Genomic DNA, 14,337 nt, shown 5'->3' with positions numbered 1-14,337 from the left:
CATTGATTTGACTGGGGCTGCTGGTCCATATTTGCGCGATCCGCAACACCTGCAACAGGGACTGAGGCATGAGCGTCGACATCGGTGGACGGCTGCGATTCATCCGGGCACGCCAGAAACTGTCGCAGCGGGAGCTCGCCAAGCGCGCCGGCGTCACCAATTCGACGATCTCGCTGATCGAATCCAACCAGATGAACCCGTCGGTCGGCGCGCTCAAGCGCATCCTCGACGGCATCCCGATGGGGCTCGCGGAGTTCTTTGCGCTGGAGCCGGAGACACGGCGCAAGATCTTCTACCGCTCGGAGGAGTTGACCGAGGTCGGCAAGAAGCCGATCTCCTATCGCCAGATCGGCGACAATCTGTTTGGCCGCAACTTGCAGATCCTGAAAGAGCGTTACGAGCCCGGCAGTGACACCGGGCGCGTTCACCTGGTCCATGACGGCGAGGAAGGCGGCATCGTGATTTCGGGAAAGCTCGAGGTCACCGTCGAGGACGAGCGCCGCATTCTCAATCCCGGCGACGCCTATTATTTCGAGAGCCGCCGCCCGCATCGCTTCCGATGCGTCGGCGGCAAGCCGTGCGAAGTGATCTCGGCCTGCACGCCGCCGACGTTCTGAGGGCGGTGAGGGGAGAATTTCAACCGCCCCCTTCGTCAGAGCCCCGTCAGCAACTCCTCGATCCTAATCGGGAAACGACGCACCCTCACGCCGGTCGCATGCCACACCGCGTTGGCGACCGCACCGGCGCTGCCGGTGATACCGATCTCGCCGACCCCCTTGATGCCGAGCGCATTGACATGCGGATCGTGCTCCTCGACCGTGATCACGTCGAGCGGCGGCACGTCGGCATTCACGGGGATATGGTACTCGCCGAGATTGGCATTCATGATCCGGCCGCTGCGCCGGTCGGTGATGGCTTCCTCGTGCAGCGCAAAGGACATGCCCCAGATCATGCCGCCGAACAGCTGGCTCTTCACCAGATGCGGATTGACGATGCGCCCCGCGGCGAAGGCGCCGACCATGCGGGTGACGCGGATCTGGCCGAGCTCGGGATCAACCTTCACCTCCGCGAACACCGCGCCATGCGCGTGCATCGCATATTCTTCCATCGCCGCAGGATTCGGCGCGCCCGTACCGCGCGCCTCGACTTCGGCGACGCCTGCGCGCGCAAGAATCTCGACATAGCCCTCGCCGCGGCTTTCGTCGTCGCGCCGAAGCAGCTTGCCATCGCGCGCGATCACGCCGGCGTTGCCGGCGCCGAACAGCGGGGAGCGCTCGTCGTTGGTGGCGAGATCGGCGAGTTTTGCGATCACTGCGGCGCCGGCACTGTGGATCGCCGCACCTGCGGTCGCGGTGTGCGCGGAGCCGCCGGCGATGCCGGCGTCGGGCAGGTCGGACGTGCCGGCCTTGAATTCCACGCGATCAATGTCGAGCCCCAAACCATCGGCCGCGATTTGGGCGAGCGCGGTCCATGCACCCTGCCCCATGTCATGCGCGCCGATCTCCATGGCACCGGAGCCGTCGCGGCGGATCGCCGCGCGCGCTTCGGCCTGGAACATCAGCGCCGGGAAGGTTGCGGTGCCCATGCCCCAGCCGACCAGAAGGCCGGCATCGTCGCGCATCTGCCGCGGCTGGAGCGAACGCTTCGCCCAGCCGAAACGTGCCGCGCCCTGCTCGTAGCAGGCACGCAGCGCTTTGGACGAGAACGGCTTGCCCGTGATCGGCTCGACCTCGGCATAGTTCTTCAGGCGGAAGGCGAGCGGATCGATGCCGCAGGCCCAGGCCATCTCGTCGATCGCGCTCTCCAGCGCAATCGAGCCCGTCGCCTCGCCGGGCGCACGCATGAACAGCGGCGTGCCGGTATTGACGCGCACGGCATCGTGCGAGGTGCGGATCGCTGGCGCCGCATAGAGCGTGTGGGAGGCGTCTGCCGCCGGCTCGTAAAAATCGTCGAATGTGCTCGACACGGTTCTCGCATGGTGATCGAGCGCGGTAAGGCGCCCTTCCCTGTCAACCCCGATGCGCAGCCGCTGCCGCGTCGGCGCGCGATGGCCGACCGGGCCATACATCTGCTCGCGGCGCAGCACGAGCTTGACCGGCTTGCCGACCAGCTTTGCGGCCATGAGGCCGAGGACCGGGGGACCGGCCATGAGTCCTTTGGAACCGAAGCCGCCGCCAAGGAAGGGACTTCGGATATGAATCTTGTCCGGCGCAATGCCGAATAGCTCGGCGATGCGGCCGAGCGACAGCATCAGGCCCTGGGTCGGCATGTCGACCGACAGATTGTCGCCGTCCCAGTGAGCGACAATCGCGTGCGGCTCCATGGCGTTGTGATATTGCGGCGGCGTCTCGTAAACGGCCTCGATTCGCTTATCCGCGGACGCAAGGCCGGCCTCGACATCGCCACGGTGATTTTCCGTCGGGTTGCCGACGCCGACGACCGGCGGCACAAAACTCTCGCCGGCGTCGAGGCCGACCAGCGCGGGCAGCGTCTCATAGCGTGGCGCCAGCAGCACGGCGCCTTCGGTCGCCGCTTCCAGCGTCTCGGCAATCACGACGGCGATCGGCTGGTTGGCGTAGCGGACCTCATTGCTCTGCAACACCTCCATCCGGAACACGAACGGGTTGGTCTTGATTTCAGGATCGATCGCGAGCGGCGGCTTGTGGTCGGGCGTCATCACATCGACGACGCCGGGATGGCGCTTGGCCGCGGCAACATCCAGCGACGTCACGCGGCCGCGCGCGATGCTGGAGACGGCGATCACCGCAAACAGCATGCCGGCGGGATGATTGTCGGCAGCGTAGGTCGCCTGCCCCTTGACCTTGAGGACGCCGTCGCGGCGGGTCAGCGGCTGGCCGATGCTCGAGCCGTGCCGCAGATGAGCGGGAGCGCTGGTGAGATTGAGCTCAGACATGAATGGCTCCGGAGGTCGAGGCAAAGGGAGAGGCCGGCAGCGCCGGCAGGCGCGCGGGCGTGCCAGCGGCGGCTTGTGTCAGCGCACGCACGACGATGCGGCGTGCGAGCTCGATCTTGAAGGCGTTGTCGCCGGACGGCTTTGCGTCGGTCAGCGCACGCCAGGCGGCTTCCTGGAAAGCGTCCGCGGTCGGCGCGACGCCCCTAAGCACATCTTCTGCGGCGCGGGCGCGCCATGGCTTTGCTGCGACGCCGCCTAGCGCGAGCCGTGCCTCCACGATTTTGCCGCTCTCGATCCGCAATGCCGCCGCGGCTGAAACGACGGCAAAGGCGTAAGAGGTGCGCTCGCGGACCTTGAGGTAGCGCGCATGCGCGGCAAAGCCGCGTGCCGCGGGCGGCAGGCGCACAGCAACGATCAGGTCGCCGGGTTCGAGCGCCGAGTCACGCTCGGGCGCATCACCCGGCAAACGATGCAGCGCGTCGAGCGCGATCTCGCGCCGGCCGTTCCTGCCCTCGATTTCGACGACCGCATCGAGGGCGACCAGCGGTACGCAAAAGTCCGACGGATGCGTCGCGATGCAGCTCTCGCTCCAGCCGAGCACGGCGTGGGTGCGGTTCTCACCGTCGCGCGCGTCGCAGCCACTGCCGGCCTCGCGCTTGTTGCAGCGGCTCGCGGTATCGTAGAAATACGCGCACCGCGTCCGTTGCAGCAGATTTCCGCCGACCGTCGCAGCATTGCGCAGTTGCGCGGATGCACCGGAGAGAAGTGCTTCTGCGACGGCGGGATAGGACTTCGCGAAGTTCACGTCATGCGCGAGGTCAGCGTTGCTCACCAGCGCGCCGATACGCATACCGCCGTCGGCGAGATACTCGATCCCGTCGAGCCCTTCGAGATGCGTGACATCGACCAGGCGATCAGGTCGGCTGACGCCGCCCTTCATCAGATCGAGCAAATTGGTCCCGGCGGCGAGATAGACCGCGCCCGGCTGGGCGGCGGCGGCAACGGCCTCGGCGACTGTGGCGGGCCTGACATAATCGAACTGTTTCATGCGGAGCGCCTCTGATTGGTTTCGTCGGCACCGGCCTGAGCCTCGAGCACGGCATCGACGATGCCGGCATAGGCGCCGCAGCGACAGAGATTGCCGCTCATGCATTCGCGGATGCGTTCGGGATCGTCGCCGGCCTGGCCTTCGCGCATCATACCGATCGCGCTCATGATCTGGCCCGGCGTGCAGAAGCCGCACTGGAAGCCGTCATGGGCGATGAAGGCGGCTTGCACCGGATGAAGCTGGTCGCCGCGCGCGACACCTTCGATGGTGAGGATGTCGGCGCCATCATGGCTGATGGCGAGCGCGAGACAGGAATTGATCCGCTTGCCGTCGACGAGAATGGTGCAGGCACCGCATTGGCCGCGGTCGCATCCCTTCTTGGTTCCGGTCAGATGGAGGCGCTCACGCAGGAGATCGAGCAGCGTGACGCGCGGATCGTCGAGGACGAAATCGCGCCGCGCACCGTTCACGGTGAGGCTGATGGAGTGGTTCATACAAGGCTCCGATCAGATATGGACATGAGTGATCGCGCAGCGCGCCACCGCCGTGGCCGTCGTCGATCCTGCGTCGCCCGGGCACAATCCGAGCCAACGTCTTTGACGAAGATACGGAGGCACCCTCCGCTTAACAAGGGCTGCCGGAAAATATTTGGAATTCGTCAAAAGCCTGTACGCAGACAACGCGATGCAGCCCTGCAAGGGTTCAATCTAACCAATTCGTGATCTACATTGTCGGCATGGACGACCACACCGACCAGATCCGTAAGCCCCGCGCCGATGCCGTACGCAATCGCGAGCGCGTGCTTGAGGCGGCCAAGGCCGTGTTCAACGCCGGCGGCCCGGAGGCGAGCCTGGAGGCCGTCGCGAAACGCGCCGGCGTCGGCATCGGCACGCTCTATCGGCATTTCCCGACGCGCGAGGATCTGTTCGAGGCTGTGTACCGGCGCGAAGTCGAGCAGCTCAGCGAGCTCGCCGAGCAGTTGAAGAGCGCGAAGGATCCGGTCGACGCGCTGCGGCGCTGGCTGCGGTCCAATGTCGAATTCGTTGCCACCAAAAAAGGCATGTCGGCCGCACTGGCGCTGACGTTCCAGAGTTCCTCGGAACTCGCGGCGTTCTCGATGGACCGACTGACCAAGGCGATCGGCTCGCTGCTCGACCGCGCGGTGGCGGCCGGCGAGATGCGCGGCGACATCAGCCCGGAGGATCTGCTCAGGGCCCTGGTCGGCATGTGCTACATGCACGACCAGCCCGGCTGGCAGTCCTCGGTGCTGCGGATGCTCGACGTGTTTGTCGACGGCCTGCGCGTGCAGCCCGCGGCCAAGACGAAGGCGCGCACCGCCAAGCCGGGGAAACCGGTTGCGAAGCGGAAGCGATAGGGCGTCCCGCATTTTCCCAAAGCTGTGCTAGGATCGGGGCCGCCGGGATTTCAACGCGGAGCCTGTCATGCGCATCGCCGCTTTGCTTGTCGCTCTCGGTATTGCTCTTAGCGCCGCTCCGGTATTCGCCGACGACGTCGCATCCGCGCAGGGAGTGATCCGCGCCCAGGAGCAGGCGTTCGTCCGCGACGATGCGGCAGCCGCCTATTCCTACGCCGCACCGGCGATCAAGGAGATATTCCCCGCACCCGATATCTTCATGTCCATGGTGCAAAACGGCTACGCGCCGGTCTACCGGCACAAGCGTTTTGAGTTCGGCGACAGCAAGAGCCAAGGCAATTCGATCGCGCAGCGCGTCCACATCATCGATGCCAATGGCGAAGCCTGGGAAGCGCTCTACACCCTGGAACAGCAGGGCGACGGCAGCTACAAGATCACCGGCTGCTCGCTGCTGAAGGCGGGACAGGCGGTGTGAGCGGACATTTCCCGTTCGTCAGGCGACCATCCCGGCCACGGCGCGCAGGACGTCGCCGTCGGCGTCCGCGATCCGGTCGAGCACCGTGAAGTGATTGCTGCCGGGGATCTCGCAATAATCGGCTTCGCCGCCTTGCTTGCACCACTCGGAGACCAGATCAGAGGTCCAGTCCTTGAATCCGCCGGTCTCGTCGCCACCGACGGCGCCGAGCAGCGGTACGAGCTTCGCGCGCTTCGGCAGGCGGTGAAGCCGCAACAACGGACTCATCTCCGCGGCCTCATCGGGCGACAGCGTCAGGTCGCGATTGATCGAGGTCTTAAGCAGCGGACGCAGGTCGAAGGCACCGCTGACGCCGACCAGGCCGACGATGCGCCCTTGGCCTCTGACGGCCTGATCCAGCGCAAGCATCGCCGCCAACTGACCGCCGGCGGAGTGACCGGAGACGACCACGCGAGCGGGCTGGAGATGGGTCAGCGTCCAGGTAAGGGCCAGGCGAATCTGCTCGACGATACCGCTGACGCGCTCCGCCGGCACCAGATCGTAGGTCGGCATCACCACCGTCATGCCGGCGTTTCGGTAATGTTCGGCGATGAAGGAGACGTAGGACTTGTCCAGCGCGCGCCAATAGCCGCCATGGATGAAGAAGAACACCGGCGCGCCGTCGCCCGCCGGGAACACGTCCAGCAGACATCGCGGCCCGGCGCCATAACGAATGTCCAGGCGGCAATTGCCCGCAGCGCGCAGTGCCGCACTCCGCTGCCGGTGATCGCGATAGATCTCGTCGCGCTCGGGATGGCGCTTGCGGAGCGCATATTGCGCTTCCAGCCCGTCATCGATGGCCTGCAGGATTTCACTTCCAGAATGCATGATCAAAGTCCGAGATAGGCAGTGCGTACGATCGGGTCGCGCGCAAGCGAGGTGCTTTCCGCCTCGCGCACGATCTCGCCTTCCGCGATCACGTAGCCCCAGGCGGCGCTTTGCAGCGCCATGTTGGCGTTCTGCTCGGCAAGCAGGATCGAGATGCCCTGCTGATTGAGCCGCCGGATGATGGCGAAGATATCCTGCACGACGCGTGGCGCGAGACCCATGGACGGCTCGTCGAGCAACAGCAGGCGCGGCCGCGACATCAGCGCGCGTCCGATCGCGAGCATCTGCTGCTCGCCGCCGGACAGCAGCCCCGCCGGCTGGTTCAGCCGTTCGCGCAGCCGCGGAAACAGGTCGAACACCGCGTCCATGTCGGCTTCGACTCTGCGGTCGCGACGAGGCCACAGGCGGCGGAACGCACCCATCTCGAGATTCTCGCGCACGCTCATCGGCGCGAAGACGCGTCGGCCCTCCGGCACCAGCGTCACGCCGAAATCAAGCCGCGCCGAGGCCGACCGCCCGGCAATGTCGTTGCCTTCGACCAGGATACGTCCGCTGCTCGGCCGCAACAGCCCGGCCAGGCAGCGCAGCAACGTGGTCTTGCCGGCGCCGTTGGCGCCGATCAGGCAGACCGACTGGCCCGCCTCCACCCGCAGCGAAATTCTGTGCAGCACGGAGACGTGGCCGTAGCCCGCCGAAAGCGCCTCGACCTCAAGCATGCTCGGCCTCCCCGAGATAGGCCGCCAGCACGTCGGGATGGCGGCGCACGCTGTCGGCATCGCCCTCGGCGATCCGCATGCCGTTGTTAAGCACCAGGATGTCGTGCGAGAGCGACATCACCATGCGCATGTTGTGCTCGACCAGCAGCACCGTCATGCCGTCCCGGTTCAGGGCGGAGATGATCTTGCCGATATGCTCGGCTTCCGCTTGCGGCAAGCCGGCGGCGGGTTCATCGAGCAGCAGCAGGCGCGGCTCGCTTGCGAGCGCACGCGCCAGCTCCAGTACCTTCATCTGGCCAAAGCCGAGATCGCCGGCAACAACATCCGCCTTGCCGTCGAGTTCGAACCGCGCCAGCAACTCAAGCGCCGCATCCGCCATCGCTCGATTCTCGGCCCGCAGCGACGGACCGTGCAGCAGCGCGCCGATCACCCCCGCGCGGCCGTGCATATGCCGTCCGGTCGTGACATTCTCTAGCACGGTCATTTCGCGGAAGATCTGGAGATTCTGGAAGGTACGGGCGATGCCGAGCCTGGCGCGACGAAATGTCGGCATGGCGTCGATACGAACGCCATCGAAGAAGATCTGGCCCGAGGTTGGGCGGGTCACGCCGGCGATCATGTTGAACAGCGTGCTCTTGCCGGCCCCGTTCGGCCCGATCACCGCCTTGATCTCGCCGGGACGAACCTCGAAGCTCAGATCGGCGACGGCACGCAGCCCGTCGAAATGACAGTTCAGCGCTTCGGTGCGGAGCAGAGGCGCGGTCATGAACGCCTCCTTGCGAGCCAACGGCGCAGGATCGCCGGCAAGCCCGCGATCCCGGTGGGCGACGCGATCAGCACGACCAGCATCGCGAAACCGAACAGCATCAGCTCGGCGTCTTCATATTCGAGCAGAAGCGGCGGCACGGCGGTGAAGATCAATGCGCCGAACAACGGCCCCCAATAGAGTCCGCTGCCGCCGATCGCAACCATCACCACCAGCAGGATGGAGTTGGAGACGCTGAACGTCTCCGGCGATGCGAACTGGTTGACATGGACATAGAGGCTACCGGCGATCCCGGCCATACCGGCGGAGAGCACGAAGACCAGAAGCTTGGTTCTGAAGCTGTCGATGCCGACGGCGTCCGCACCAAGCTCGTTGGTCGCGACCGCACGCAGCGCGCGGCCGACGCGCGAGCGCAGCAGGTTGAGGATAGCGAGCATGACCAGCAGCGACACCAGCCAGAGCAGCGGAAACTGGCGCGCATCGGTGTCCAGCACGAAGCGGCCGAATGCGAAGGGGCGGACGCCCAACAGGCCGTTGGGACCCCCGGTCAGGTCGATCAGCCGGTTGAACATCACCACCAGAATGGCGTTCCAGCCGAGCGTCGCCATCGACAGATAGAGCCCGCGCAGGCGCAGTGCCGGAATGCCGATGATCAGCGCCGCGAGCCCCGTCAACAGTGCCGCCGCCGGCAGGCCGATCCAGGCGCTCAGTCCGAACTTCACGCCGAGCACACCGCTCACATAGGCGCCGAGCCCGTAGAACCCGGCATGCCCGAGCGAGATCTGTCCGCCATAGCCCATCAGGAGATTCAGGCTCGCGATCAGGATCAAATTGATCAGCATCATGTTGGCGAGCGAGACGAAGTAGGCATTCGGCGCCGCGAACGGCACCACCAGCAGCACGAGCCACACGATCAGCAAAAGCCGGTGGTCCGACAGGCTCGCAGCCGACCAGCCCGATGACTGGAGCGGCGGTCGGGACACCGCCTCCACCGGAGGCGATGACAACGAATCGGATTTCGCGTGAGCCAGGGCCATCCGATCAGACCTTAACCACGTCGGCACGGCCGAGCAGGCCCGAAGGACGCGCGAACAGGATGAGGAGCAGCACCGTGAAGGCGATCGCGTCCTTGAAATCGGAGGAGATATAGAAGCTGCCGAATGCCTCGAGGAGGCCGAGCACGAGCCCGCCGACGACAGCGCCCGGCAGGCTGCCGACACCGCCGAGCATCGCGGCACTGAAACCCTTGAAGCCGAACATGGCGCCCTGGTCGTAAGAGGACAGCGTCAGCGGCGTGATGATGGCGCCGGCCAGCGCGCCGGCAAAGGCGGCGATCGCGAACGAGAGCATCACCGTGGTTTCGACGCGTACTCCGACGATGGCCGCCGCATCGCGATCGGCTGCCGCCGCGCGCAGCGCCTTGCCCAGCATGCTGCGCTCGAAGAACAGGTGCATCGCGAGCAGGAAGGCGAGCGTCAGACCGACGATCCACAGCGTCTGCGTCTGCACCGCGACGCCGCCCAGGACCAGCGTCGGCACCTGCGAGAAGCCGGGATAGCCGACCGGCTTCTTGCCGAGCACCAGCATGACCAGGCTGCGCGTGCAGATCGCAAGCCCAATGCTGACGAGCGTGATCAAGAGCGTATTCGGCCGCCGCAGCGGCCAGATCACCAATCGTTCCGATGCAATGCCGGCCATGATGACGATCACGACCGCGAGAGCACAGGCGAGCCCGATATTGCTCGTCGCCGCAAACAGCAGCGCCGAGATCATCCCGCCCATCACCACCCATTCGCCTTGTGCAAAATTCATCGCGCCTGTGCTCTTGAACACGACGTTGAAGCCGAGGGCGATCAGCGCGTAGATGCTGCCGGTACCAACGCCTGCGACCAGCAACTGGAGGATGGTGGTCGTCATGGCACTCAGAACGTCCGCATGCGATTGGATTCGAACAGAGGCAGGACGACCCCGAGTTCGGCAAGCTTGGCCCGCGCGTTCGCGGCGTAGGTCACCAGCGTATCCTCCTCGGACGCGCGCGGCGCGCCGCCAAGGCCCGCGGACGCCGTCAACACATCGGCCTCAGCCTCGGCCGCGGCATGCTCCGGCGCAAGCCAGGGGCAATGATAGCCCTTCAGCTCGGTCTCGCGTACATGCGCGGTCAGTTCGTCGGCGATGAGCGCACGGTCCTTGGCGGTCCAACGCGGCGCACGTGAATCGAGATAGAGCCAGCCGAACGCAGCGTGGCGCTCCTTGTCGGTGATGACGCGATCGAGCACAGCCTTGACGGTGGGGTCGCTGGCGTGGGCGCGCCAGGTGCGGCAAAGTTCGAGCTCGAGGCCGTCCTCGAATGCCGCGAACGCGGCCACGTAGCTGTCGAGGTTCTGTCCTGCATCCATCGCCCGCCGGTGCAGATTGCGGTTGAAGGTGGCCTCATAGGCACGGTCGGCCGGCGAAGCGATCCGCCCGCCGAACGCCTCGGCGAGCCGATCGAAACACTCGACATGCCAGGCTTCCTCGGTGTTGCGGACCGTGAGATAGAATTTCGGGTCGATCTCGCGGCCGATCTCCATGCAAAAGCGCATCAAGAGCGCAGGCGTCTCGGTGAGACCGGTCGCCTCGACCCAGAGCCTGCGGCTCCAGGTGCGGCGCGCGGCCTGCCGCACCGGCTCGTCATATTTTGCGGGCCCGAGCGCCTTCCAGTCGACGTCGCGATGCGGATTCCAGCGGCCGGCCTTGCCGGTGTCGTAGAGCTCTCGGATCTCCGGGAGCGTCAGGTTCATCTCGAGCGGGAAACGCCGCTCGATCAACAGGCGCGACGGCGGCAAGGTCGGCTTGACCTGATGCATGGCCCTCTGCACGTCAGATCGTCCCGAGCTTGTCGTGGTGGAACGGCGGCAGATTGATGCCGAGCGGCTTCATCTGGTCGCGGATGCGCTGGACTGTCGCGACGAACACCGGCTTCTCGGCTTCTTCCACCGTGGAGCCGAGCCCGGCCTCGTAGGTGATGCGATCGGCCTCGATCTCCGCCAGCGAGGCCGGGTTTTCCGGCGCGAGCCAGCTCGAATGGTAGCCGTTGAGCTCGACCTTCTCCATCATGGTGATGACCGAGTTCTCGATCATCACCTTCTGCTCCGGCGTGAGCGTCTCGCAGATTGCCTCGAGGAAATACCAGCCGAAGGCACAATGGCGCGATTCATCGCGCATGATGAAGCGAACGATTTGCCTCGCGACGGGATCGCGCGTGACGTCGTCGAGATGCTTGAACACATCGAAGGCGATCTCCTCGGCGGTGCACACCAGCGCCGCGATGATGCCTTCGAGCGGCACGTCCGCATTCAGCGTGGCGCGGCGCACGCCGTGGGTCGACACCGAACCTTCGAACAATTGCTGCACCGGCTTTTCGATGTAGCCACCGAGCTTCTCCGCCATGGTGTGGCAGACCTCGGCGTGGCGCGCCTCCTCCTGCGAACGGATGGTGAAGAAGAGTTGCATGTCGGATGGGCGATTCTCCAGGCCGAAGCGGAGCTGGAGCGAGGGGCTCTCCGAAATGGCGCCGTACTCGCTCCAGGCGCGACGGCTCCAGTACAGCCGCGCCGCGTAGCGCTGTTCCTCGGTGTAGCTCTCCGGCTTGAGCTGGTCCCAGTCCACATCGGTCTTTGGGTCCCACTGGTTGCGCGTCGCGGCATGAAACAGCTCGCGAATCCGCGGCAGGTCCGAATTGAAGGTCAGCGGGAAGCGGCTTTCGGGCGCATCGAGCAGGGTCTGCACCATTTCGAAAGCCTGATCTTGCGACATATCACGCGAGAGTGCCATGGCATCCTCCTTCCGGTTTTGGCCTATTCATAGTCGGCGAGGTTGAATCGCCCGTCGCGCCAGTTGATCAGCACGATGTCCTTTTTCGACAGGCCGGAGTGGCGCTCCGGCGAGAAGCTGAACACGCCGCTCATGCCCGCGAAATTCTTGACCTGCTCCATGCCCTGCGGAAGCTTGGAGACGTCGCCACCGACCTTGCTCAGCGCTTCCTTCGCCAGCATGGCTGCGTCGTAGGATTCCGCAGCGTAGAGACTGGCCGCGCGGTTGAAGCGCTCCTGATAGGAGCGGAACAGCCGGAGAATGCCCGCCTTGAGCGGATCCTTGTCCGGAAGCTGGTCGCCTACCGGGAATTTCAGGCTTGCGAGCAGCACCGATTTCGCGGCATCGCCGGCGAGCGTCATGTAGTGAGACGAGACGAAACCATAGCTGTGGACCAGCGTGCGGCTGTCGAGACCGAGCTGCTGCGCCTGCTTCAGGAATACGACGCCGGCCGGCGTAACGGTCCAGCAGATGATCGCTTCCGCTCCGCTGTCGCGGATGCGGGTGAGCTGCGGCATCATGTCGGTGTCGGCAGGGTCGAACGATTCGTAGGCGACGTCGAGGTTGCGGCGCGGGCCGACCTTCTTCATCTGCATGACGGCGCCCTGGCCGAAGCCGCTTGTATCCGCGATCAGCGCCACCTTCTTGATGTTCTTTTTGGCGAAATAGTCGGCGATGCGCTCGAGCACGTCCTCGTCGTCGACCGTGCTCTTGAACACCCATTTCCGCTCGGCGACCGGCGTGACGATTGCGAGCGCGCCCTCGCTCGATATGAAAGGAATGCTGGCAGATTCTGCCATCGGTGCCATCGCGAGCGCAATGCCGCTCATATTGCCCCCGCTGAGGATGAGTTGGACCTTGTCCTGGCTGATCAGACGGCGGGTGGCGGAGATCGCCTTCTGCGTCTGGCTCTCCGCGTCATAGAAGGTCCACACGATCTTGCGGCCGCCGATGCCGCCCGCGGCATTGATCTCGTCGACGGCGAGCTGCAGGCCGGCCTTCATGTCCTCGCCGAGGAACGCGGCAGGCCCGGTGACGGAGAGGATCGACCCGACACGCAGCGGCTCGTCCGCAGCCCAGCCGGTCTGCATGCCTGTTGCGGCGAGCGCGGTGCCGCCCATGAATTGCAGGAAATTGCGTCGTCCCAGATTCACGATACCCCTCCACTCAAACGGACGCTTCGTGGCGTCCCGATGCCCGTCGTTCAATCGTCATGCACGCCACTCTTGTCGATCTCGCCCGCAGGCGCCTTGCCGTCGCGCGACAGCGGCATGCTCAGCGAGTAGCGCACGAGGTCGCCGCGATGGACGGTATGGCCCGCCATCACCAGGCGGCCGGTCGCATCGCGATAGCGCAGCGTGCGCGTCAGCACCGGCGCGCCGGCGGCGAGATGCAGGTATTCAACCTCTTCGGGGCCGGCGATGCCGGCCTCGATGCCGAAGTCGCCGGCGCGAAGCTCGACGCGCTGCCACAACAGATGGAGCGGCGAGGCGAGAGCCGCGCTTTCATCCCAGTCGTCAACGAGATCGGCCGGCAGATAGCGATAGTCGATGGCGACGGGCACGCGCGCCGCGGCGCGGGTCCGTTTGATGAAGAGAACGCGCGCACCGACCTCGACATCCAGCGCGGCCGCGATCTGATCGTCGGCGCCGCAGCGCTCGAAAACGAGGAGCGTGGGCTGGATCGGCGTGCCGGCAGCTTCCCACTGCCGCATGAAGTCCATGCCGGGCCCGAACCGCTCTTCCAGCTTGCGGACGGCAACGAAGGTGCCGAGCCCGCGGCTGCGAGTGAGCATGCCTTCGCGGACCAGCTCGGACAGCGCCTGACGCACGGTGTCCCGGCTGACGCAGAACATCTCGCACAGCTGCTCGTCCGAGAAGAAGCGCCGGTCGGGCTGCTCCCAGCGCAGGATCGTACCGATCAGCCGTTGTTTTATCTGGGCATAGAGCGGAAGCGGCGACGTGCGATCAAGCGGGGGATTGACCCAATCCGCTTCCAGCACCGGCAAGCTGTCGCTCACGTCCTGCATCGCACCAACCACATCGTCGGCCCTTGATTGAATGATTGTCTGCCTAACCATACAATCGCACAAGCGTAAATTTCTGGCAGCCTCTGATTGGCCATGCGTCATCTTGTGGCAGGGCGTGCGGGTCCGGCTCTTCGAGCAGCCTCGATTCGCCCCCTAACCACCGAGCGTTAACCCTTTGCTAACCATACACCGGGCAAAAATTGCCCAGTGGAGTCGAGTGTCGTCAGCCGCGTAGAACGGGAGCTCCCGTGGACGCCAGTGCGGTGCCTCACTTTCGGAGCGGCGGCCCATCGGC

The 14,337-nt window shown here is 65.4% G+C and carries 15 protein-coding genes; 3 read left to right on the top strand and 12 right to left on the bottom strand.

The annotated features are described in order from the left end of the window. The first annotated feature begins 68 nt into the window (after window positions 1-68). On the top strand, window positions 69-617 hold the full coding sequence (locus ABIB73_RS23885; protein ID WP_354227941.1) for a cupin domain-containing protein: 549 nt from the start codon (window positions 69-71) through the stop codon (window positions 615-617). Window positions 618-652: 35 nt separating this feature from the next. Here ABIB73_RS23885 and ABIB73_RS23880 read toward each other — a convergent pair whose 3' ends face one another. From ABIB73_RS23880 to ABIB73_RS23870, 3 genes are read right to left on the bottom strand one after another with little or no spacing between them, the layout of a single operon-like run. Continuing rightward, window positions 653-2,914 carry a xanthine dehydrogenase family protein molybdopterin-binding subunit gene (locus tag ABIB73_RS23880; protein WP_354227939.1) on the bottom strand — a complete coding sequence of 754 codons (2,262 nt, stop codon included), beginning with the start codon at window positions 2,912-2,914 and terminating at the stop codon, window positions 653-655. Then, window positions 2,907-3,962, bottom strand: a complete 1,056-nt coding sequence (locus ABIB73_RS23875) for an FAD binding domain-containing protein (RefSeq protein ID WP_354227937.1) — start codon at window positions 3,960-3,962, stop codon at window positions 2,907-2,909. The genes ABIB73_RS23880 and ABIB73_RS23875 overlap by 8 nt, the downstream gene beginning before the upstream one ends. Continuing rightward, window positions 3,959-4,456 carry a (2Fe-2S)-binding protein gene (locus tag ABIB73_RS23870; RefSeq protein ID WP_354227935.1) on the bottom strand — a complete coding sequence of 166 codons (498 nt, stop codon included), beginning with the start codon at window positions 4,454-4,456 and terminating at the stop codon, window positions 3,959-3,961. Before ABIB73_RS23870 ends, ABIB73_RS23875 begins: the two co-directional genes overlap by 4 nt. Before the next feature lie 242 nt (window positions 4,457-4,698). On the opposite strand from ABIB73_RS23870, the gene ABIB73_RS23865 reads away from it, so the two are divergent. Both ABIB73_RS23865 and ABIB73_RS23860 read left to right on the top strand, forming a co-directional pair. Further along, window positions 4,699-5,337 carry a TetR/AcrR family transcriptional regulator gene (locus ABIB73_RS23865; protein ID WP_354228258.1) on the top strand — a complete coding sequence of 213 codons (639 nt, stop codon included), beginning with the start codon at window positions 4,699-4,701 and terminating at the stop codon, window positions 5,335-5,337. 67 nt (window positions 5,338-5,404) lie between these two features. Continuing rightward, window positions 5,405-5,812 (top strand): DUF4864 domain-containing protein, encoded by a 408-nt coding sequence (locus ABIB73_RS23860; RefSeq protein ID WP_354227933.1) that lies wholly within the window; start codon window positions 5,405-5,407, stop codon window positions 5,810-5,812. 18 nt (window positions 5,813-5,830) lie between these two features. Here the strand turns inward: ABIB73_RS23860 and ABIB73_RS23855 are convergent, their stop codons facing one another. The 9 genes from ABIB73_RS23855 to ABIB73_RS23815 are packed head-to-tail and all read right to left on the bottom strand — an operon-like array spanning window position 5,831 to window position 14,033. Next, window positions 5,831-6,679: an alpha/beta hydrolase gene (locus tag ABIB73_RS23855; protein WP_354227931.1), complete on the bottom strand. Its 849-nt coding sequence runs from the start codon at window positions 6,677-6,679 to the stop codon at window positions 5,831-5,833. 2 nt (window positions 6,680-6,681) lie between these two features. Continuing rightward, on the bottom strand, window positions 6,682-7,395 hold the full coding sequence (locus ABIB73_RS23850; protein WP_354227929.1) for an ABC transporter ATP-binding protein: 714 nt from the start codon (window positions 7,393-7,395) through the stop codon (window positions 6,682-6,684). Beyond that, a complete protein-coding gene (locus ABIB73_RS23845; RefSeq protein ID WP_354227927.1) occupies window positions 7,388-8,161 on the bottom strand; it encodes an ABC transporter ATP-binding protein in 774 nt (257 codons plus the stop codon). The genes ABIB73_RS23850 and ABIB73_RS23845 overlap by 8 nt, the downstream gene beginning before the upstream one ends. Further along, window positions 8,158-9,144, bottom strand: coding sequence for a branched-chain amino acid ABC transporter permease (locus ABIB73_RS23840; RefSeq protein ID WP_354227925.1), 987 nt, complete (start codon window positions 9,142-9,144; stop codon window positions 8,158-8,160). The genes ABIB73_RS23845 and ABIB73_RS23840 overlap by 4 nt, the downstream gene beginning before the upstream one ends. A gap of 58 nt (window positions 9,145-9,202) precedes the next feature. Continuing rightward, window positions 9,203-10,078, bottom strand: a complete 876-nt coding sequence (locus tag ABIB73_RS23835; protein ID WP_354227923.1) for a branched-chain amino acid ABC transporter permease — start codon at window positions 10,076-10,078, stop codon at window positions 9,203-9,205. A 5-nt stretch (window positions 10,079-10,083) separates the two neighbouring features. Continuing rightward, window positions 10,084-11,007: a hypothetical protein gene (locus ABIB73_RS23830; RefSeq protein ID WP_354227921.1), complete on the bottom strand. Its 924-nt coding sequence runs from the start codon at window positions 11,005-11,007 to the stop codon at window positions 10,084-10,086. A gap of 13 nt (window positions 11,008-11,020) precedes the next feature. Then, entirely contained in the window at window positions 11,021-11,974 is a 954-nt protein-coding gene (locus ABIB73_RS23825; protein WP_354227919.1) for a ferritin-like domain-containing protein, read from the bottom strand. A 23-nt stretch (window positions 11,975-11,997) separates the two neighbouring features. Beyond that, a complete protein-coding gene (locus ABIB73_RS23820; protein WP_354227917.1) occupies window positions 11,998-13,167 on the bottom strand; it encodes an ABC transporter substrate-binding protein in 1,170 nt (389 codons plus the stop codon). A gap of 50 nt (window positions 13,168-13,217) precedes the next feature. Beyond that, complete coding sequence (locus ABIB73_RS23815) at window positions 13,218-14,033, bottom strand: GntR family transcriptional regulator (protein ID WP_354227915.1); 816 nt, start codon at window positions 14,031-14,033, stop codon at window positions 13,218-13,220. Window positions 14,034-14,337 lie beyond the last annotated feature (304 nt).

Source organism: Bradyrhizobium sp. F1.4.3, assembly GCF_040548375.1.
In the GTDB taxonomy this organism is placed as follows: domain Bacteria; phylum Pseudomonadota; class Alphaproteobacteria; order Rhizobiales; family Xanthobacteraceae; genus Bradyrhizobium.
Note: the sequence above shows the minus strand (reverse complement) of the source record. Positions and strands in the feature narration are given on the sequence as shown.